Source organism: Ensifer sp. SSB1, assembly GCF_016652895.1.
Classification (GTDB): Bacteria; Pseudomonadota; Alphaproteobacteria; order Rhizobiales; family Rhizobiaceae; genus Ensifer.
In genome coordinates, this window is record NZ_JAEPRP010000086.1 from 3,232 (window position 1) to 21,324 (window position 18,093).

23 protein-coding genes and 1 pseudogene are annotated in these 18,093 nt (G+C 58.0%); 17 read left to right on the top strand and 7 right to left on the bottom strand.

The annotated features are described in order from the left end of the window. Positions 1 to 420 precede the first annotated feature (420 nt). The 8 genes and pseudogenes from I8N66_RS20890 (at position 421) to I8N66_RS20925 (ending at position 4,355) form a co-directional block, all read left to right on the top strand. Entirely contained in the window at positions 421 to 702 is a 282-nt protein-coding gene (locus tag I8N66_RS20890) for a hypothetical protein (protein WP_113536173.1), read from the top strand. Positions 703 to 713: 11 nt separating this feature from the next. Then, complete coding sequence (locus tag I8N66_RS20895; RefSeq protein WP_113536174.1) at positions 714 to 932, top strand: hypothetical protein; 219 nt, start codon at positions 714 to 716, stop codon at positions 930 to 932. A gap of 8 nt (positions 933 to 940) precedes the next feature. After that, positions 941 to 1,126 (top strand): hypothetical protein, encoded by a 186-nt coding sequence (locus tag I8N66_RS20900; protein WP_113536175.1) that lies wholly within the window; start codon positions 941 to 943, stop codon positions 1,124 to 1,126. 585 nt (positions 1,127 to 1,711) lie between these two features. Beyond that, a pseudogene (locus tag I8N66_RS20905) lies at positions 1,712 to 2,003 on the top strand (alpha/beta hydrolase-fold protein); the annotation flags it as partial. Between the two features lie 306 nt (positions 2,004 to 2,309). Next, complete coding sequence (locus I8N66_RS20910) at positions 2,310 to 2,501, top strand: hypothetical protein (protein WP_291157222.1); 192 nt, start codon at positions 2,310 to 2,312, stop codon at positions 2,499 to 2,501. A 188-nt stretch (positions 2,502 to 2,689) separates the two neighbouring features. After that, positions 2,690 to 2,899 (top strand): cold-shock protein, encoded by a 210-nt coding sequence (locus I8N66_RS20915; RefSeq protein WP_113536179.1) that lies wholly within the window; start codon positions 2,690 to 2,692, stop codon positions 2,897 to 2,899. Positions 2,900 to 3,185: 286 nt separating this feature from the next. Further along, positions 3,186 to 3,479, top strand: a complete 294-nt coding sequence (locus I8N66_RS20920) for a hypothetical protein (RefSeq protein ID WP_291157225.1) — start codon at positions 3,186 to 3,188, stop codon at positions 3,477 to 3,479. Positions 3,480 to 3,581: 102 nt separating this feature from the next. Beyond that, positions 3,582 to 4,355, top strand: a complete 774-nt coding sequence (locus I8N66_RS20925) for a hypothetical protein (protein ID WP_291157227.1) — start codon at positions 3,582 to 3,584, stop codon at positions 4,353 to 4,355. A 375-nt stretch (positions 4,356 to 4,730) separates the two neighbouring features. Here I8N66_RS20925 and I8N66_RS20930 read toward each other — a convergent pair whose 3' ends face one another. After that, positions 4,731 to 5,006, bottom strand: coding sequence for a hypothetical protein (locus I8N66_RS20930; RefSeq protein WP_291157229.1), 276 nt, complete (start codon positions 5,004 to 5,006; stop codon positions 4,731 to 4,733). A gap of 1,193 nt (positions 5,007 to 6,199) precedes the next feature. On the opposite strand from I8N66_RS20930, the gene I8N66_RS20935 reads away from it, so the two are divergent. The 7 genes from I8N66_RS20935 to I8N66_RS20965 all read left to right on the top strand — a co-directional run bounded on the left by I8N66_RS20935 (position 6,200) and on the right by I8N66_RS20965 (position 9,876). Continuing rightward, a complete protein-coding gene (locus I8N66_RS20935; protein ID WP_113536183.1) occupies positions 6,200 to 6,409 on the top strand; it encodes a cold-shock protein in 210 nt (69 codons plus the stop codon). 441 nt (positions 6,410 to 6,850) lie between these two features. Then, a complete protein-coding gene (gene rpsU, locus I8N66_RS20940) occupies positions 6,851 to 7,087 on the top strand; it encodes a 30S ribosomal protein S21 (RefSeq protein WP_113536185.1) in 237 nt (78 codons plus the stop codon). A 39-nt stretch (positions 7,088 to 7,126) separates the two neighbouring features. After that, positions 7,127 to 7,348, top strand: coding sequence for a hypothetical protein (locus tag I8N66_RS20945; protein WP_291157233.1), 222 nt, complete (start codon positions 7,127 to 7,129; stop codon positions 7,346 to 7,348). A 105-nt stretch (positions 7,349 to 7,453) separates the two neighbouring features. Next, positions 7,454 to 7,795 carry a hypothetical protein gene (locus I8N66_RS20950; protein WP_291157235.1) on the top strand — a complete coding sequence of 114 codons (342 nt, stop codon included), beginning with the start codon at positions 7,454 to 7,456 and terminating at the stop codon, positions 7,793 to 7,795. A 77-nt stretch (positions 7,796 to 7,872) separates the two neighbouring features. Further along, positions 7,873 to 8,022: a hypothetical protein gene (locus I8N66_RS20955; RefSeq protein WP_291157237.1), complete on the top strand. Its 150-nt coding sequence runs from the start codon at positions 7,873 to 7,875 to the stop codon at positions 8,020 to 8,022. A gap of 472 nt (positions 8,023 to 8,494) precedes the next feature. Next, complete coding sequence (locus tag I8N66_RS20960; protein ID WP_291157239.1) at positions 8,495 to 9,316, top strand: ATP-binding cassette domain-containing protein; 822 nt, start codon at positions 8,495 to 8,497, stop codon at positions 9,314 to 9,316. Positions 9,317 to 9,357: 41 nt separating this feature from the next. Then, entirely contained in the window at positions 9,358 to 9,876 is a 519-nt protein-coding gene (locus tag I8N66_RS20965) for a hypothetical protein (protein WP_291157241.1), read from the top strand. Positions 9,877 to 9,972: 96 nt separating this feature from the next. Here I8N66_RS20965 and I8N66_RS20970 read toward each other — a convergent pair whose 3' ends face one another. The 6 genes from I8N66_RS20970 to I8N66_RS20995 all read right to left on the bottom strand — a co-directional run bounded on the left by I8N66_RS20970 (position 9,973) and on the right by I8N66_RS20995 (position 16,188). After that, on the bottom strand, positions 9,973 to 10,272 hold the full coding sequence (locus I8N66_RS20970; protein ID WP_223730851.1) for a HigA family addiction module antitoxin: 300 nt from the start codon (positions 10,270 to 10,272) through the stop codon (positions 9,973 to 9,975). A gap of 30 nt (positions 10,273 to 10,302) precedes the next feature. Further along, positions 10,303 to 10,584, bottom strand: a complete 282-nt coding sequence (locus I8N66_RS20975; RefSeq protein ID WP_291157267.1) for a type II toxin-antitoxin system RelE/ParE family toxin — start codon at positions 10,582 to 10,584, stop codon at positions 10,303 to 10,305. Positions 10,585 to 11,636: 1,052 nt separating this feature from the next. Beyond that, on the bottom strand, positions 11,637 to 11,975 hold the full coding sequence (locus tag I8N66_RS37575) for a helix-turn-helix domain-containing protein (protein WP_365887616.1): 339 nt from the start codon (positions 11,973 to 11,975) through the stop codon (positions 11,637 to 11,639). Positions 11,976 to 12,059: 84 nt separating this feature from the next. Beyond that, positions 12,060 to 13,319 carry an adenylate/guanylate cyclase domain-containing protein gene (locus I8N66_RS20985; protein WP_291157271.1) on the bottom strand — a complete coding sequence of 420 codons (1,260 nt, stop codon included), beginning with the start codon at positions 13,317 to 13,319 and terminating at the stop codon, positions 12,060 to 12,062. Next, positions 13,316 to 13,705, bottom strand: a complete 390-nt coding sequence (locus I8N66_RS20990) for a response regulator (protein WP_113536202.1) — start codon at positions 13,703 to 13,705, stop codon at positions 13,316 to 13,318. Before I8N66_RS20990 ends, I8N66_RS20985 begins: the two co-directional genes overlap by 4 nt. After that, positions 13,702 to 16,188, bottom strand: coding sequence for a GAF domain-containing protein (locus I8N66_RS20995; protein ID WP_291157274.1), 2,487 nt, complete (start codon positions 16,186 to 16,188; stop codon positions 13,702 to 13,704). Before I8N66_RS20995 ends, I8N66_RS20990 begins: the two co-directional genes overlap by 4 nt. A 617-nt stretch (positions 16,189 to 16,805) precedes the next feature. On the opposite strand from I8N66_RS20995, the gene I8N66_RS21000 reads away from it, so the two are divergent. Together I8N66_RS21000 and I8N66_RS21005 are read left to right on the top strand one after the other, a co-directional pair. Next, on the top strand, positions 16,806 to 17,393 hold the full coding sequence (locus I8N66_RS21000) for a hypothetical protein (protein WP_291157276.1): 588 nt from the start codon (positions 16,806 to 16,808) through the stop codon (positions 17,391 to 17,393). 22 nt (positions 17,394 to 17,415) lie between these two features. After that, entirely contained in the window at positions 17,416 to 18,093 is a 678-nt protein-coding gene (locus I8N66_RS21005; RefSeq protein ID WP_113536205.1) for a hypothetical protein, read from the top strand.

Sequence of the window (18,093 nt, forward strand, 5' to 3'; positions counted from 1 at the left end):
TGTCATGGGTAGCTCCCGAGCTGTTGCGGCAGGAAGATTTTTGATGGCGTCACAAATGGAGACGGTAGGCAGAAGCTGGTGCTATTGCAAATCGGAGCCTCTGGGCACCTGAGTTTGCTCAGGAGCCAGCTATTAATGTCGTTCGAGACCGGCCGGCTGTCAGGGGGGCGTGAGGGGTTCCGGCTCCGGGCCTCGAAAGGTCTGCCTCATCTTGACCTTGAATTGACCTCAATTGACGCGCACCCTTGTTAAATCGATTTAAGCCTTCTTGGCTTCTCGCGGCGTCAGAACCCCGACCCGCCATTTCCTCCTTAGATCGTCGCATGTAGCGCTGCCGCATGCAGCGGTATCGGCTCATCACTACCATCAGAAACGAGATCGCGTGCCGGCGACAAGCTTCCGGTATCGAGAGGAGATGTCATGTTCGACCGAACGGTTCACCGGACAATCCATTTCGACCGGCCGTTCAGATTGCCGGGCGTTGATGAGACGATAGTCGCCGGCGATTATGAAATGGATGACGACGAGGTGCCGATTGAAGGGCTTTCCTGGCTCGCCTATCGCCGTGTTGCCACCTTCATCAAGCTGCCCGCGACAGTCGAGAATCACTACCGCATGCGGATGATTCAAATCGAACCCGACGAGCTGGCGCGTTTGATCGCGCTTGGTGGCGCCGAGATATCAAATACGCCAGGAAAATGAGGACAAGAACCGTGTCGCAGCATCGCTATCCCGTGGGACTGTCCGTTCGCCTCAGGGACCGTAGTCATCTCTCACCGAGAACCGCAGAAACCTATCGCATCACGGCAATGATGCCGCTACGCGACAACGCCCCCCAATATCGAATTCGCAACGATGAACTCGGACAGGACCGCGTCAGCGCTGAAAACAATCTTGAACCGATCGACTGGGGAATGACCCGCAGCCACTGAGGAATGCCATGAGCTACGTCGAAACATTGAAGCGACTGTTCCAAGTCAAATCTGAAATCCGTCAACGCAATCTTCGGCGGACAACCGCAAAGCCGGCCATTCAGCAGGCCCGCGACAGCCAGCAGGAGCCTGATGACAGTTCCGGCACATTGAAACGCATCCGGGACACGCAGGAGCGGCACCGGCTTCTGTAATGCAAGTGACTCGCGTCATGACAGGGAGATATGCGCCAATGGAACCGCCCGATCGAAAACATGAGATTGTCACCTCGCGCTGGCAGCTACACGGTCGGGCACCCGACAACATGGGCGAACTCTATCAATGCGGCAGGCGTGTGGAATGTGACGGGTCCTGGACGATCTACCACGTATTCACGGGAGTGCCGGTGCGTATCGACTCCTCGACAATGACCGGCGTCGACCAACAATTAGCCTTCGATGTGCTTCAGATGCTTAACGAGCCACAGCGGATCCAAAGGGAGGCGAGATAAGTGCCCGTGTTTAACGCGAATGGGAATGTCTTGATGAGCGTCGCGGAAATCGACCTGCTGAGGCGTGTGTTCGAGGCGACTTGCGCGGAGCATCAGATACCGAGGGAGGGAAACTGCGCCGAACATCTCGCCCGGTTTCTTATGTTCGAATTCAATATGTCTGCTTCAACCGAAAGCTCTCTCCTGGCAGCCGTCCATGCGGTCTATCTCGCGAAGGGTCCGAGCCACGAGGAGGGGTAAGCAAAGAGAGGGTGAGGCCCCCGCAAGCGGCGTCAGGTCCACGACCTGTTTGACGTGCACCTATGCAAGTGTGATGGACAAGGGTGAAAATCGGCGGATAGCCGCAGAACCCCGGCGAGTCGTGGTATGCCCTGACACAAGCCCGCGGAGCGAGGTTGAGGACGTGCCCGATATTTGGCGGATCGGCAAGGGCGCGGGCTTTTTACGTTGACGCCACCGAAGAGTCATTTTCCAAGAACTATCGGATCTATTCCTATCTCATTGACGAATTGCCAGCCCTCGTCGAGGAGTACTTCCCGGCAGACACGAGCCGACAGGCGATCATGGGGCATTCGATGGGCCTTAATAAACAAAGCAGCAATTTTGTTAATTAGCGTGCTCGCTTAATAAACAATGGGCATGGAAGCTGGTTCGAATCCTTGTCAAGGCGGCCGAGCAACAAAATCGACCTTGCGAAGCGCCTGTAGAAAAAGAATCGATCGTCTGGACTTGGCGTATGGGATCAAACGGAACGCCCGATAGCTACGCGTCTCATCATTCTTCTCAGTTGCCTGAGACAGGCCTCATCGCGGACCCGCCGAGGGTCGGTGAGCCGATCGAGATTCGCTCCCCCAAAGGGTGTGGGGGGAGCGGTTAGGGTCGCCGGGATGAAAAAGCAGGAAGACCTCCGCCCAGAATACCGCATGGTTGGCGGCATGCTAGCGACGGTGCACGATCTCAGCGGCCGCAACACGATCAAGCCTCTGGTTGAGTACGTCGGCGGCGTCGTTCATGTCGATGTCACCGCCTGCCGCCTGGCCTCATTGAGTCCCGAAGCGCCAGAGGCGACGTTGGAATGAACAACCGTCACAGACTTGTTGAGGACACATTGTGTCTATAGCTACACCGTTATCGATCTTTGCTTGTTGAGCTTTGTTTTCTCGCCTTTCGCGTCCAAGCCGACCTTTCCTTTCAAAATCGATCTATCAGGCTCGGCTGTCATCTCGTTGGCCGGATGACTCAATCATGATTTTGAAAAGGAACTGTCATGAACACTGGAACTGTAAAGTTTTTCAATAGCATCAAGGGCTTCGGCTTCATCGCGCTCGATAACGGCGAATCGGACGTATTCGTTCACGCGTCTGCAGTTGAGCGGGCCGGCTTGGGTTCGCTTGTCGAAGGGCAAAAGGTTAGCTTTGACATCGTTAAAGACGCTCGTTCCGGCAAGAACGCAGCCGACAACCTCGTAGCTGCCTAAAAACACGCTTCTGGCCATGTCCACGGATGTACTTGCTGTGGCCATTGAAGCGGTATTTAGAAGGTCGGGTCCGCCCGGCCTTTTTTTTGGCAACGATCGAATACGGATCGGCCTCTAAATCTTATGGGTGCCCCAATACCGGGGCAGCTATGGCGGACGTTCCGCCGTAGGAACGAATGCGGTTGCTATTCGAACGGCAAAGGCGCAGTGTCCAGCCTTCAGTAGCAGATGAAACGGGCGCTACTGCTTGAGGGCTCGATACCCTGGCCCCAAGCAAGGGAACGCCATGTCTTTCCCCGCACGCCAAATATCGCCTTCCGAACGAGCAAAGATGCAGTGGGTCCTGGATGATGCTGGTTACGGCGCCGACCTTCTTGTCCAAGATCCGGGGCTCTTTGAGACTGCTTCGTTGCTGGTAACTGTGCTGATGCTCGAGGGAGTTCAGTCCCGCTCGGGGCTAGCAGTGCGGCTCGAATGTCGGTTCGGGCGAGCCGGGAAGCACAGGCAACCACTGGGTTCTCGGTTAGGGCGCTACGCAATTCAAGGGCTGCCTGTCGAGCTGCAACACTTCACCAAGTGAGCGACGCGTGCATGGTACGGAAGTGCCGTTCCCGCGAAAGAGCAGCCGCAATGGCTTCCCGTTCCCGTAATAATCTGAAAACTCATTTGGAGAGATTAATTGATGCGCCAGCTATCCTGTCTTGCAGTGGCTCTCCAAATGACCCTGCTTCTATCTGCGACGTTGTTCGCCATCCCCGGCGCTTATGGCCAAGGGACGCTTACGTTGCCCGCGAATGCCGAAGCAAATCGCTATGGCTCAGGGTGGGAGTGTATTCGTGGCTTTAGAAGAGAAGCCGATTCCTGTGTTGCGGTGACGGCGCCCGACCATGGTTTCCTGACAAACGAGTCCTATGGCAAGGGCTGGGAATGCCACTACGGCTTTGCCGAAAGCGGCGACCAGTGCCTTGCAGTTGAGGTGCCTGCCAACGCCTATCTTGATCCGTATTCTGGCGACCGTTGGCGATGCATGCGTGGATATCGCGGCAACGGCACTGGATGCGACCTCATCGAGGTGCCGGACAATGCGTTTCTGACGGACTCAAACTATAGCGAGGGTTGGGAGTGTGAGCGTGGTTACCAGGTTGTCGGTGGCAAGTGCGTCGCATTGAACGTTCCTCAGCATGCCTATCTGACAACCAGCGGTAATGAATGGCTATGCGACCGCGGCTTTGAAGTGAAGGACCAAGCCTGTGTTGCCGTAAAGGTTCCCAAAAACGCAAGCTTCGCGGACACTGCCTACGGGCAGAAATGGAAATGTGACCGCGGCTTTGTAGCAAAGGGATTCGCATGCTCAGAAATCAAGCTTCCTGAAAACGCACATTTGGATCATACCGGTAACGGCTGGGAGTGCAACCGGCCGTATCGGGTCAGCAACGAGGCGTGCCGTATGGAGTGATGACATCTGGCAATTTGCGGGCTTGCCTCCGGTATCTCTAGGCCCCAGGCTTCTGGTATGGCAGAATTGCTTCGCGACTAGACGAGCCAGAGATCAATTTGCACGCCGAAGCAAAGGAATTGGCTTCGCCCGATTGTTCCGATTGATTGCCGTAGCAGGGACAGGAGACGGCCGGCGTCCTGCCGCCTTTCAGTCAATGCGGCAGTTGTTTAATTGACGAAACGAGGGATGCTATTCGTAGGCAACATCACGCCCTTGGCTTCGATCGCCATTTGTTGGCGTATTCGGCTTTGAACAGTTCAACCGACATCGCGTGCTCGCTCAACTCGTCGCGAGTACTCATATTCAAAGAGGTCTGAGACCGTTATGAACATATTATCTTTCACTAAACGCATCATCCGCGGTCCGCGCGACCGGACGCCGGTTCACCGCTTCCACGTTGGCCAGCTTGTTCGCGCCAAGGGGTCGCCGGTGAAAGACTCGATTGCCGGAGAAACCTATCGCATCACCGCGACGTTGCCGATCCGCGACAATGCGCTCCAGTACCGCATACGCAGCAGCGGCGAATGCCATGAACGGGTGACCGATGAAGGCAATATCGATGGTCAATGTCGGCAATGATGGAATGGCGCTTGCCGGACGATCGCTCAACAGCCGGAGCATCCTGTAGCTCCAACCAACCGCAAACAGATCTCACTCGGCCCATCTCCAGTACGTCGCACGGCACGCTCCGGCTAGCGTTTGCCTAACCTCGCTCGTCCAGCGGCCCTAATTGAAAGGGATGAGTCAGACGAAAGACCAATGAGCCCGGCACCGATGGCCGCTTCAAGGGTCTGGCTGTAATCGGATCCCGCCAGCCCATGTTTTTTGGAATGATTTTCAGCAGCCCCCCGTGTGACGGATGGCGACATCCCATATCGAACACTGTGGAAGGCACTCAGAATAATAAGAAGTTTTTCGTCCAAGCTCTTCATTGTCTACCTTCAATCTGTCTGGTGATGGAGAGGGGAATGACCACTGGAGGCGGGCACCCGGGTGTTGCTGTGCAGAATCGTTACCCGCGCCAAAGCGCCTTCCTAGTTGATGGTCTGACATAATCATCGTGGGCCATCGCTACGGACGCATCAGGCAGCCTTATGATCTTGGGGCGACACCTCGCTCCACTTCGAAACCAGCTTTCGGCGTTCGACGAGCAGCGGGACCGCCGTGAAATTGCCGGCAGACGCGTCGGCGCCTCCCTGTCAGGTTGGTAGAAGCCCTTAGTGGGAGCATTTAACTGTACTGGTGATCATGACGAGCCCTTCCGCAGCAATACTGAAGCCTGCCGTGCGAAACAGGGCCTCGATGGCGATTTTGAAAGGAAGGTTCGTTCACAGCGCGAAGCCAATCGCGCAATAACCAAAGCTAGCGAGCAAATTCGATAGACGGTTCTACCGGCATCTACACCTAGGCGTCAATCGGCAGTTTGAATGCGTTCTCTGCAACATGTTTGTGGAGGCGGGAAGACTTGCCCGTCGCGCTGGCCAGAGCGCGACCAAGACGGCTTTCATGCCTGTCGCGATACAAACTACTCTGGCCAGAACGAGCGGGAAGGGTGCAATAAAAATAAAATAAACACATGAAAAGTCCGATTTTTCAGGCTTTTAAAGAGCATTTCATCGGCCTAGGATTTTAAAGAATTAATATTTTTATTGAATTTCAAAAAGTATCGTCTATATATCAGTTCATCGAATATTGCTTGTGAACTTTGACATGGCGCTTTTGCGCGGCCAGATCTCCTTTCGAATATCGATCATAGCCAGAGAAATATTTCTGGCAAACTCCACGATTGAAAGGAAACCATCATGGCTTCAGGCACAGTAAAGTGGTTCAACAGCACCAAGGGCTTCGGGTTCATTCAACCGGACGACGGCAGCACAGACGTGTTCGTCCATATCTCGGCGCTTGAACGCGCCGGCCTGCGCTCGCTCGCCGACGGTCAGAAGGTGACCTTCGACATCGTCAGCGACCGCAAGTCGGGAAAGAACTCGGCCGACAATCTCAGGGCCGAATAGTTTGTCATTCGCCTTCTCTGACCACGGATGTACTGGCAGGGAGGCGCTTGGATGACGGGAAGAGGTCGGGGGAATAACCCGACCTTTTTGCGTCTTAGGACCCCTCGGTTTCAGGAGATTGTTATGCGCTCTGTGGCCTACGAGATTGGCAACAAGGTCACGTTGAGGGTGAGTGGGACGCAGTCGGTCTTAAAAAGCCGCGTCGGCCAGATTGTCGGCCTGTTGCCGGGAGATCGTGGCGAGGCCCGCTATCGCGTCAGGGTGGAAGGCGAGACGTTCGAACGATGTGTACTGGCGACTGACATAGAACACGCCGAGACCGGGACTGACGACGTCCCTGAAGCGACCGACACCGGGCCTTGGCTCAAGCCATTGAGCGCCAGGCGTGGCAGATAAGCACGCGGACCATGGCCTTCCGCGACCAAAACAGGAGAACGTCTTTTGCAAGTCCTCGTCAGAGACAACAATATCGATCAAGCTTTGCGGATTCTGAAGAAGAAGATGCAGCGCGAAGGCCTGTTCCGTGAATTCAAGGCGCGCAGCAGCTACGAGAAACCCTCGCAAAAGCGTGTGCGCGAAAAGGCAGAAGCGGTGAGGCGCCAACGCAAGCTTCAGCGCAAGAAACTCCAGCGCGAGGGCCTGCTGCCGGCGCCCAAGAAAGCCGCGCGACCGCGCTGAGCTTTCGGTGTCGCGCTCGTTCGCATCAGGAGATAGGCCATGAAGCCAGACCCCAACGCCGCATTTAAGCCGGCCAAAATCTCCGCCAGCGAGAAAGCGGCGGCCACCGATCATACGGCGAGAGCAATCGTTGCCGCCGAAAAGATCGCCCGCGAAAAGAAGACCGAGAAGCTCAAGGCGCGGCGCCTTGAACATGCTGCTTGCGAAGCGGTTGTAGGGGTGCCCGAACTCGAGCCGGGTCGTAAACCGCGGCGCCGGTGAATGCGCCTGGTACGAAACGCGAAGCCTCCATGCACGCAGCGACCAGGCTTGGGGCTGCGGACCGTGCATCCGATACGATTTTTCCCGGCAACAGGAAGTGGCTTCATGTCATCCGCGCGCCAGCATTCATTGGCTCCTTCCGATCTGGCAATGCTAGATAGCGTATTGCGACGCGCCGGGTTTCACCAGCGCGTTGAGATCGATGATCACGAGAGCCTTCGCCTTGCCGCGCTCTTTCTGGTCGGACGGTTTCAGGCCGGCGTAATCGCGGCAGACACTTTGCTTGCCGAACTGCAAAGCCGGAATGGGCTGCGCACCCCGCGGCAGATTGAAACCGCAAATCTCGAACAGTGGGAGAACGACGGCGGGGCGCCACAAAGAGCCAGCGCAATCACCCGCTATACCGGTGCTCGACGCGTGTCTTGGCCCTCCCGGCGCAGCTTCTGAGCCGACATCGGTCTCCTGCAATTGCATCAGCAGTAAGGCAACGCTGATCGCGCAATGGCCGCCTCCGAGCGCTGATCATGCTCGTCATCGTTGGCGGGTCGTGGTTCGTGATGGAGCGCACGACCTTCGGTCGCTACCTCTATGCCGTCGGCGGCAATGCCCGTGCCGCCGAACTATCGGGCATCAAGGTTCGCTCCTACCGGGTCTATGGCTCCAGACAGCGTTGATCTCTTCGCCATAGCGTGTGGCGAAGTCCTGCACGGCGTTCAACGTTTGCGCGGTATCGACGCCGGGGAAACCGCTGATGAAGTCCGCCAACCTCCGAAATGGACGGGCGGCATCTGATCCTCGACGAGCCGACGGCAACGCTGCCTGCCAAGGAAAAGCAGAGCCTCTGGACGCTGATCCGGCAACTGTCCGATGCCGGCATGGCGGTCGTCCTCATCAGTCACTTCCTGCAGGAGGTGATCGATCTCTGCGACGAGATCACCGTGCTGCAGGACGGCCGCAAGGTGAGCCACCTTTCCAACGCTGGCCACGAGGTCACCGAGCGTCAGCTGATCGACCTTATGCCAAGCGGGTCATGCTGGACGGTGACCATCCGAAGGAAGTCACCAACGGCAAGGACATCGTTTACTACGGTGCCACGCTCTTCACCAAGGACAACTGCAAGTGAACCGGTCGGGCGGGCGGTGCATCATGCTCAATCGCGGTCAGGCCGGCAATCAGCACCGTCTGCTCGATGGCGCATTGACGGAGCGCACACTTGCCGATGACGCGGAGATCGTCGTCGATATCGAGGGCTGGCAGGGCGAGCGTTTCTATATGGACGGCCTTGAGGTGCGCAGCGGCGAGATCGTCGGTCTGATCGGCCTCACCGGTTCCGGGCATTTCGAGTTCGCCCAGTCGCTGTTCGAACCGCGCCTGGCGACCGCTGGTCGATACCGGTTCAAGGGCAAGGACGTCGGGCGGGCCAGCGTGCGGGACATGAAACGCTGTGGATCTGCGCTGATCCCGGATCACCGGATGATCAATGCGATGATCGGCGACTGGACCGTGCGTGAAAACATGTCGATCGCCGGCATTCAGGAGACGAGCTTCAAGCCTTTCGGCATTGTTCTGAACGGACGCGAGCGCGCCGAGACGCACCGGCTGATCAAGCGGCTGAACATCAAGACGTCGAGTGCGGAGACCAAGATCGTCGAACTCAGCGGCGGCAACAAGCAGAAGGTCTCCGTCGCCAAATGGCAGTTCGCGTCCGAGGGCAAGTACAAGCTCTTCGTCTTTCTCGAACCGACCGAAGGCGTGGATGTCGGCGCAAAGCGCGAGATCCACGATCTCATCGTCTCGCTCGCCGAACGGGGCGCGGCCGTCATCGTTGCGTCAAGCGATCTCCTTGAAATCGCCCATGTGGCCGACCGGGTCGTGGCGTTCAGGAATGGCCGGGATGCCGACCAGATTGCCCGTCGCGATTTCAGCGAGGCTGTCTTCATCAATGCAATTGCGGGGGTAACCCAATGACCATGACAACGACTATTGCCCAGGAGAAAGCGTCCCGCCCGATGCGCATTGGCACATTCATCCAGAAATACAGCACGCTTGCCGTTCTGATCATCCTGTTCTTGGCTTTCGCAATCGGCACAGATCGGTTCTTCACCGGCACCAATCTCGTCAACATCCTCCAGCAGATCTCGATGCTGACCATCGTTGCCGTCGGTCTGACCTTTGGGTTCGCCGCCAAGGAGATGGATCTTTCCGTCGGCTATGTCGTTGGTCTCGCCGGCTTGCTGGCGCCCCTCTTGATGGTGGCCGGTGTGCCGATCCCCTTGTCGATCGTCGGCGCTCTCGTTGCTGGCCTTGCCGTCGGCCTCATCAATTCGGCGCTCGTCGTCGGCGTCGGTGTTCCCTCGCTGATCGCGACGCTCGCGGCCGGCTCCATTTTGTGGGGCATCAACTTCATGATCTCCGGCGGCCGGGCGATCTACGGTGGCATTCCCGTCGACTATCTCACGGTTGCAACATGTCGATTGTTCTTGAGAACATCACCAAGCAATGGCCGGGCACGCTCGCGCTTCGTGTGACGCAAGGCGGACGCCTTGCCATAGGATGTTCCCGTTCTGTACGTCCAAAATCGCATAATGTATCGACTGGAAGGTGCCGTACCGACGTAGTTGCCGCTATGCTGCTCTGTCGATTTCCGGGATCAATTCCAGTTCGCTATGAAGCGCCACTTCCTCTGTCTTGAGGTTGAAGCTGGTCTGCATGTTCATCCAAAATTCCGGCGTTGTGCGGAAGTACTTGGCGAGCCGCAGGGCGGTATCCGTCGTTATCGGTGTCTGCTCCGCCGCTATACGTTCGATGCGGGTGCGAGGAACATTGAGCTTTTTCGCCAGTGCACCGGCACTCATGTTCAGGGGGAGCAGATACTCCTCGCGGAGGATTTCGCCCGGGTGGACCGGCGGAAGAATATGGGTCATCTCAAGCTCCCTGTCTGCCGTGCTTGGCCTTCAATGGTAGTCAACTATTTCAACGTCTTCGATACCGGCATCAGTCCATACGAAGCATATGCGCCACTGATCATTGATCCGGATCGAATACTGGCCTTCTCTATTTCCCTTAAGGGCTTCCAATCGATTGCCCGGAGGAGAACGCAAGTCCTCAAGAGCTGCAGCGCTGTTCAGGATTGTCAATTTCCGGACGGCCGACCTCACGAAGTCCGAAGGAAAGCCTTTTGGGGCTTTGCCGCGGGCAACGGCTTCGGTTTTAGCGTCCTTAAATGACCTGATCACGTCTTGGCCTTTTATGCATGTATCATATGGTGATACTGCTGAAAGTCAATTAGTACGTATCATCTCGAGATACAGATTCGCAACCGCGATCCTTTTACGCACCCGAAGGTGGCAATCCTTTGGTTCGATTCCGGTCAAGAGCGCGGAGATAGGTGATGGCGCGCACGAACGCGCTTCTTGATTGAGTGCTCTATCTGGCGGCCGATAGCTTCATCGTGGCGGGGAGCGTTGCGGCCAAGTTCAGAAATCCAAACGGTCGAAACCGGGAAACTCGCAATTCAGTTTGTATGGGAAGGAAAGCCATTCCGCCGCTCTTCTACAGTCAGGAGCCGGAGCATCGCCGGCCGCTCCAGCACGCCGTAAGGGCGACGGGTGCCCGGCCTGTAGAGGTGAGCGGTTCGGGCGAGAACTTCGTCGCTAGGAATCAGCAGATCGGCGCCAGATACCATCGCATCTACTGGGCGCGGCACGCCGGATCGTCACGGTGTCCGTGCAACCAGGCCGACGGACTTGATCATTCATCGCGGTAGGGGCTCCGACCGTTGGCAGGCCATCCCATATTCTAAACTCGGTCCTGCAATTCCTCTACGACTGGCGCCTCAGCGCGTCAGTCGTAGTGTACGCCATCCTGAATAAGTGGTTTGGCGACAAGGTCCCGAGCTCAAATCCCGGCGAACAAAAGAGTCGTGCTAGTCGGGCAAAGCCTGGGTGGACTAAATGTCCCCGGCCTGTCAAAAGTCCTCGAGGACGCGATCGCCGTTATCTTTAGAACGGGGTCGGGCGACCGATTGACGTCACGTTGCTGCCGCGAGATCACGCTGGCCGTCCTACTATTTATCAGCACCCGAAACCAGTCGGAATCAGCGGACAATGGCGGGGCGATGGCTTCTTTCGGCCCAAAGCGGCTACTCTGACGCACTTCGGATTGACGCCCAAGAGAGATCAATCGGGCGAGACCCATCATGGCATGGACGGCGGACTTCGATCCTTAGGGCATGGTGGGCCTGGGCCAAGCAGATCCGTCGCTCTATCGATTCAAGGCATAAGCGACGTTAGTCGTCCGAACCACCCGCTATGGGTAAGCGGAAGCGCACGCCCATACCGCCGCTGACAAGTTCTCCCTCATCTTGGAATATGATGCCGGCAGCCTCAAACGTCAGCTTGAGCAGTCTCAGATTGCTTTCGCGCATCTCGCCGCCCTTCTCGAACGCTCGGATGGAGACTGCACTGATCGCCGTGCGGTCAGCAAGTTCCGCTTGCGTCCAGTTGAGTAGAGCTCGCGCGGCGCGGCATTGCTTCCCGATTTCAATTGAAGGAAATGGGAGTTCAGCGCGCTGCCACCGCCACCTTGTTGTGACCCCCGAGCGAGCCTCAGGGCCGCTTCCATGCATTGAAAACCGAGCAGGTGGGCTCGGATGCCATTCGTCGACTGGCTCAGTCGAAGGGTTTGAACGCAGATCCGAAAAATTAGGCGATCAGTGGAAATTCTTGAGGTTGATAGTTGTGCCGAAGTCGCCGTTCATCAATCGCTTCAGGTGGAATCCGGCGAGGGGGTCGTGAGGATTTCGACCGACCAGCGCTGCAAACGATGCGATGGCACGATGATCGCCGGCCTCTAGCTCTGAAAAAGCAGTGATATACGCCCGCGTTGCTTCGCTGGCGTAGCTTTCGGCATCGAGCGGTTCGAAAGCGCGGATTGGCTCTGCTCTGCCTCGCAGCAAGAGGTCGCCAACCGGGCGGCCGTGGAAACCCTCAACGTTTGCTGCGAGCTTGCCACTCACGCAAATGCGCGTGCCAAGCGATTTGTTGGCGGCTTCCAACCGCGCGGCAACGTTAATGGTGTCACCGTAGGCGCTATAGTCGAAGAACTTTCCGCCGCCAAAGTTACCAACGACTGCCGTGCCGGCATGGGCACCGATCCGGGTGTGCCCAAGCGCTATCCCCTTTCTGCACCAGTTTTCACGGAAAGATCGTGCGAAGGCGTCAAGTTCGATTGAGCAAGCGATCGCGCGCCTGGCGTGGTCGGGCTGACCCACCGGTGCGCCGAACAGGACGTGAATTGCGTCGCCAATGATCTTGGCGACCGTACCATCGTGGGCAAAGACGATGTCTGTCATTCCGACGATGTAATCATTGAGGAGCTGGCCGAGCACGTTCGGCTCAATCGTCTCGACCAGGGTAGTGAACCCGGTCAAATCGGTAAAGAGCGATGCAACATCCTGGCGTTTTCCGCCAAGATCGAGTGCCTCGGCGCTGCTGGCCAGTCGTTCGGCGAGATTTGGCGAAAAGTAGCGAGAAAGCGATGCGCGCGCCTGCTCGGCCGCCGATTGCCTGCGTTGCGCCTCGCGCAACGTCTGCACATGGTGGATTGTCTTGACGATCGTCGCCTCCAGATCGGGAAAATCGATCGGCTTCGTTACGAAATCAAAGGCGCCGCGATTCATCGCGGTCCGGATATTGGGCATATCGCTGTAGGCGGAGATCATTATCGTGGCGAGGTTTTCGTCCTCACGCTGAAGATTTGCCAGCAGAGACAGGCCATCCATACGCGGCATATTGATGTCGCTCAGAACGATATCCACGTCGCGGTTGGCGGCAATCACGGCCAAGGCATCAATCCCATCGCGGGCGAAAATAAAACGCAATGACCCCTCGCGGATCTGCCTGCGGAATTTCTGAAGAAGTAGCACCTCCAGGTCCGGTTCGTCGTCCACAACGAGTATCTTTGTGCTCATGCGGCGCGCCCGACTTGAGTGTCGATTTCCGCTCGCAGCGCGATAAAGTCGATCGGCTTGGTTAGCAAAGTCTCCGCGCCACATTCGATCGCCCTTCGCTTCGTATCTTGATCGCCATAGGCGGTGATCAAGATGACCGGTACATCGGGCCGCATGCTCCTGGCCTTGGGAAGCAGTTCTAATCCGCTCATGCCCGGCATGTTCACGTCAGAGAGGATGAGAATAAGCGTGACATCGGCTGCGTCGGAGATCCGCTCAAGCGCCGACGAGGCTGATTGAGCAAACTCCATGACAAAGCGGCCAGCGCGAAGATCATGGCGGAACTGTTGTTTGAAAAGCAGCTCCACGTCGGGCTCGTCGTCAACCACCAGGATAAGAAGGCTCATGTTTTGTCCTCCGGCGTTGCTATCCGCGGCAGCCGAATGCGAAACTCGGTGTAATGACCGGGTTGTGTGTCCACCTCGATGGAGCCCGCATGTTGCTTGACGATTATGTCGTGGCTGAGCGACAGGCCGAGGCCCGTTCCCTCGCCAGCGGGCTTGGTTGTGAAGAAGGGATTGAACATCTTCACCTTCACCTCTGACGCGATGCCGACGCCATTGTCACGGATAACGATCTCAACGCTATGTCCGAGATCCCTGGTCTGCGCTTCAAGCGTCGGCTCGTAAATGCCATCGGGTTCGGACAACGCGCGTTTGCTGGTCGCATAAAAGCCGTTTGAAATCAGGTTGAGAAGCACGCGCGTGATTTCTTGAGGATAGAGGTCGATCTCCCCGGCCAGGGGATCGAATGATTTTGCGAGCGAGATCGCAAACCCTGGTTTCTCCGCACGAGCGCCGTGATAGGCGAGATTGAGGCTCTCCTCGACCAGGGCATTGATGTTGGTGGGCGTGCGGTCACCTGCTCCCTGTCGTGAATGCAAGAGCATGTTTTTGACGATGGAATCTGCGCGCTTGCCGTGTTGAACGATCTTCTCGAGATTCCCCTTAATCATCTCGGTGAGCGCCTCGATCTCGGCCCGTAGCTCGCCGCTGGCGACGACGGGGCCAAGTACCTGTTGGAGCTCTTCGATCAATTCGATCGACACCGCCGAGAAATTGTTCACGAAGTTCAACGGGTTCTTGATCTCGTGCGCAATTCCGGCGGTCAACTGCCCAAGCGAGGCGAGCTTCTCGGTCTGGATCAATCGGTCCTGCGTGGCCTTGAGTTCATCGAGGGATTGCGACAGCTCCTCGGTTCTCGCCTGCACCTCCTTGAAAAGGCGCACATTTTCGATAGCGATGACGGCCTGGTCGGCAAAGGTTGATGCCAGGTCGATCTGCTTATCGGTAAATGGTCGCACGCTCGAGCGCGTCAATGCGAGCACACCAATCGGGCTTCCTTCGCGCAGCAGCGGTACACCGAGAACTGTGCGAAACCCGCCAAGCCTTTGCGCTTCCGGCATCGCGTAACCCGGATCATCGAGAACGTCGACCACCTGAACGGGTCGGACCTCAAGCAGGGTCCGCCCGACTATGCTGCCGTGGCCAGGTTCCAGCGGCAGTGCCCTGAAATAATCGTCGAATTCCTGCGAAAAGCCGAAGCTTGCGACCGGATAGTGCACGCCACCCATCGGCCTGGTCATCGTCGCCATGTCAGCGTCGCAAATACGGGCAGCGGACGCGACCAGCGTGTCCAAGACCGATTGCAGATTAAATGCGGACCGGCTGATGACCTTGAGCACGTCGGCCGTCGCCGTCTGCTGCTCTAACGCTTCGGCCAACTCTGCCGTCCGCGCCTTTACCTCATCGAAGAGCCGCACGTTTTCAATCGCGATGACTGCCTGGTCGGCAAAGGTCTGGAGAAGACCAATTTGCTTTTCTGTGAACGGCTTGACTTCGGTCCGGCGTATGACGAGACCGCCGATGGCCTCCTGTTGCCGCAGCAGCGGCGCCGCTAAAATGGTGCGATGGCCCATTCGCACCGCCATGCGCTGGCCATCAGGGTATTCGTCGGCCTGGGCCTTCAGGTCTGGAACATGGACTGGTCTTCTTTCAAGGACGGCCCGCCCGGTTACCCAGTCTCGGGAGACTGGCCAGCTAAAGAAATCCATTGGAATCGGCCCGTGGTGTGCTCTCACATGGAGTGAGCCCCCATCCTTCAGGAAGATCACTGCATCATAGGCCTCGCAAAGCCGGACGGCCGACTCGACAAGCGTGTCGAGCACCGCCTGGAGGTCAAAGGCCGAGCGGTTGATGACCTTGAGAACCTCTGCAGTCGCAGTTTGCTGCTGCAAGGATTCTTTTAGTTCGAGATTGCGCTCCTGCACGTCGTTAAACAGCCGGGCGTTCTCGATGGCGATACCTGCCTGGTCCGCGAAAGTCTTGAGAAGCGCAACCTGACGATCGGGGAATAATCCTGCTTCGGGTCGCCCGACGACGATGGTTCCGATCGGAACTCCTTCGCGCATGATCGGTACAGCCGCAAGGCTTGTGAAGTTCGAGGAGCGAGGGCCTATAAGGGTGTGAGCCCGGTACTCCGGATCGGCCCTCCAGTCCTCTATCTGCTCCACCGATCCGCTGAGGATCGAACGTCCCGCGGCACTGCCACGATCCGGCGGGGCTGGTGGCACTGCGCTTTCGGGTTCTAGCCGGTGGTGCGCCACGAAGTGCAGCAATTCGCCATCGTAGCGAAACACGTGGCAATATTGAGCGTCGCAAAGCCGCGCGGCATGCTGCGCGATCGTGTCAAACACGGGCTGTGCATTCGTGGGTGAAGTCGAAATGACGCGCAGAATCTCGCTTGTTGCCGCCTGTCGTTCGATCGACTCGGCAAGTTCACGCGTCAGTAGATCTGCTCGATCTCTCAGACTGAGATTCGGGACCTCCATTTGTGCCCCTCGGTTCCCCGCAACGGAATCTCTTTTGTTCCACCAGTGCTTCGGAAGTGCTTTACGGTCAGTTGCGACAGTAGGATGAAGATAACCTATCTGACGGGCGGTGACGAGGATATGTGATCATTGCTGGACAACTGGCAAACCGGCCGCGAATCCGCTTCGCTGACAAGATCGCTATCCCTCTCGTCCCTAGTTCCATCGACGTTTACCACGATCCGGCGGGGTCGGTTCGTGATCCCACGATTGGAGACTTCCCGATGAAGCAGCGAACCCGTGCGTCGCTAAGCAGCGACTTGTGGCAGGACGGAGCGCACATAGAAGCAAGCGCTCGCAATCTCTTGTTCAATCCTGGCTTTCGCCGCCGGTAGCGATCCGGGCAGCGGCGACCTTGGCAGCCCGCAAGAGCGCAGCGCGGAGGGGCTTGCGCTTGACCGGGTGATCCCGGCCAGAGGCGAATCTGACTTCGCCTTAAACCGGTGCCCATCGCCCTGATTGCGAAGCTGTCTTCGCCTGGCGGGCCTGATTTTGCTTGAATCCCGGCCGAGGCGACTTGGCACGATCCTTGCGATCTCTGTTTCGGCGCAGCTGGTGGCTGCCGAATGGAGTGTGGCATGAGCAACAGGCTTCTCACCTACAATCCTGAGACCGAGGGCGCAGACGGCCTTCTCATAATGGGCGTGCCGACGCGAGCGGCGCAGCCTCAGCCATCGACCGAGCTCGAGGAGCTCGAACTCGGCAGCGCCTTTCTCGAAGCCACGAGCAACAGCGAACTGGCCAGTGTCGTGAACCGGATTCTTCGCCATGGCGCATTGCTCGCCGGCAGGCCTATCGACCCGCAGGTCGTGCAGCATCTTGGATCGCGCCTAAACCGAGCCGGTCAATCCGTCAGGACTTTGCTGGCGCCGCCTGCGGGTTCATCCGACGCCGATCCTTCCGAGGCGATGGAGCGCATCACCGGAGCCGAGCTGGAAGGTCTGAGCGACGAGGATAAGGAATTTGAAACTGCGCGAGCGTTCGTGCGCTTCGCCATGGAGGCCGGGCGCCTCGCCGCCCGGGCGCCCTGGACCCAGCCGCCGGCCGCGATTGCCACTGCCGCGGCCAGGGTCGCGGCACGTCGCCACGCACCGGGATTGGACTTCGTCCAGCTTGTGCCGGGGTTCCGGGCGCGCCGCGCCATCAGACGTCAGAGCTTTGCTTGAAAACCCAACCCAGGAGAGCGTCATGCATGACATCGACCGTACCCAACTGGAATTCCAAGAAGCTTCCCCATTCCAGAACGAGGAGTTCGAATTCCAGGAATTCGAATGGGGCTCCGGCCAGTCGGAGCTCAGCGAGAACGAGGAAATCCAGCTCGCCCACGAGCTTCTGGCCGTCAACAACGAGCAGGAACTCGAGCAATTCCTCGGCGACTTCATCAAGAAAGCCGTCAGCGTCGTCGGTCAGGCTGCGAAGTCGCCCATCGGCCAGGCGATCGGCGGTGCGCTGAAGGGCGTTGCCAGGAAGGCCCTGCCCATGGCCGGCCAGGCATTGGGCGGTTACATCGGCGGGCCGCTGGGTGCCAAGATCGGCACCGGCCTTGCGAATGCGGCCGGCAGGGCGATCGGCCTCGAGCTCGAATTCGGCGAGAACGAGGAGTTGGAGTTCACCGGCGCCCGCCAGTTCGTCCGCCTCGCCTCAGACACTGCTAGGCAAGCGACCAGCGCGGCCGCCGCCGGAACGGATCCGCGTACTGCGGCCCAGCAGGCCGTGGTGGCCGCCGCCCGCAAGCATGCCCCGGGGCTCCTTGGGCCTGCAGGCGGAACGGCTTTGACGGCTAGGGCCGGCGGCATGCTCGGCCAACGTGCAGCCTCCGGCCGCTGGGTCAGGCAGGGCAACAGGATCGTCGTATACGGAGTCTGA

What these genes read in the sequence shown, in the direction of transcription:
- I8N66_RS20890 (WP_113536173.1), top strand. Translation starts at nt 421, where the DNA reads ATGTTCGACCGAACGGTTCACCGGACAATCCATTTCGACCGGCCGTTC.
- I8N66_RS20900 (WP_113536175.1), top strand. Translation starts at nt 941, where the DNA reads ATGAGCTACGTCGAAACATTGAAGCGACTGTTCCAAGTCAAATCTGAA.
- I8N66_RS20910 (WP_291157222.1), top strand. Translation starts at nt 2,310, where the DNA reads ATGAAAAAGCAGGAAGACCTCCGCCCAGAATACCGCATGGTTGGCGGC.
- I8N66_RS20915 (WP_113536179.1), top strand. Translation starts at nt 2,690, where the DNA reads ATGAACACTGGAACTGTAAAGTTTTTCAATAGCATCAAGGGCTTCGGC.
- I8N66_RS20920 (WP_291157225.1), top strand. Translation starts at nt 3,186, where the DNA reads ATGTCTTTCCCCGCACGCCAAATATCGCCTTCCGAACGAGCAAAGATG.
- I8N66_RS20925 (WP_291157227.1), top strand. Translation starts at nt 3,582, where the DNA reads ATGCGCCAGCTATCCTGTCTTGCAGTGGCTCTCCAAATGACCCTGCTT.
- I8N66_RS20935 (WP_113536183.1), top strand. Translation starts at nt 6,200, where the DNA reads ATGGCTTCAGGCACAGTAAAGTGGTTCAACAGCACCAAGGGCTTCGGG.
- I8N66_RS20945 (WP_291157233.1), top strand. Translation starts at nt 7,127, where the DNA reads ATGAAGCCAGACCCCAACGCCGCATTTAAGCCGGCCAAAATCTCCGCC.
- I8N66_RS20950 (WP_291157235.1), top strand. Translation starts at nt 7,454, where the DNA reads ATGTCATCCGCGCGCCAGCATTCATTGGCTCCTTCCGATCTGGCAATG.
- I8N66_RS20955 (WP_291157237.1), top strand. Translation starts at nt 7,873, where the DNA reads ATGCTCGTCATCGTTGGCGGGTCGTGGTTCGTGATGGAGCGCACGACC.
- I8N66_RS20960 (WP_291157239.1), top strand. Translation starts at nt 8,495, where the DNA reads ATGCTCAATCGCGGTCAGGCCGGCAATCAGCACCGTCTGCTCGATGGC.
- I8N66_RS20965 (WP_291157241.1), top strand. Translation starts at nt 9,358, where the DNA reads ATGCGCATTGGCACATTCATCCAGAAATACAGCACGCTTGCCGTTCTG.
- I8N66_RS20970 (WP_223730851.1), bottom strand. Translation starts at nt 10,272, where the DNA reads ATGACCCATATTCTTCCGCCGGTCCACCCGGGCGAAATCCTCCGCGAG.
- I8N66_RS37575 (WP_365887616.1), bottom strand. Translation starts at nt 11,975, where the DNA reads ATGCATGGAAGCGGCCCTGAGGCTCGCTCGGGGGTCACAACAAGGTGG.
- I8N66_RS20985 (WP_291157271.1), bottom strand. Translation starts at nt 13,319, where the DNA reads ATGAGCACAAAGATACTCGTTGTGGACGACGAACCGGACCTGGAGGTG.
- I8N66_RS20990 (WP_113536202.1), bottom strand. Translation starts at nt 13,705, where the DNA reads ATGAGCCTTCTTATCCTGGTGGTTGACGACGAGCCCGACGTGGAGCTG.
- I8N66_RS20995 (WP_291157274.1), bottom strand. Translation starts at nt 16,188, where the DNA reads ATGGAGGTCCCGAATCTCAGTCTGAGAGATCGAGCAGATCTACTGACG.
- I8N66_RS21000 (WP_291157276.1), top strand. Translation starts at nt 16,806, where the DNA reads ATGAGCAACAGGCTTCTCACCTACAATCCTGAGACCGAGGGCGCAGAC.
- I8N66_RS21005 (WP_113536205.1), top strand. Translation starts at nt 17,416, where the DNA reads ATGCATGACATCGACCGTACCCAACTGGAATTCCAAGAAGCTTCCCCA.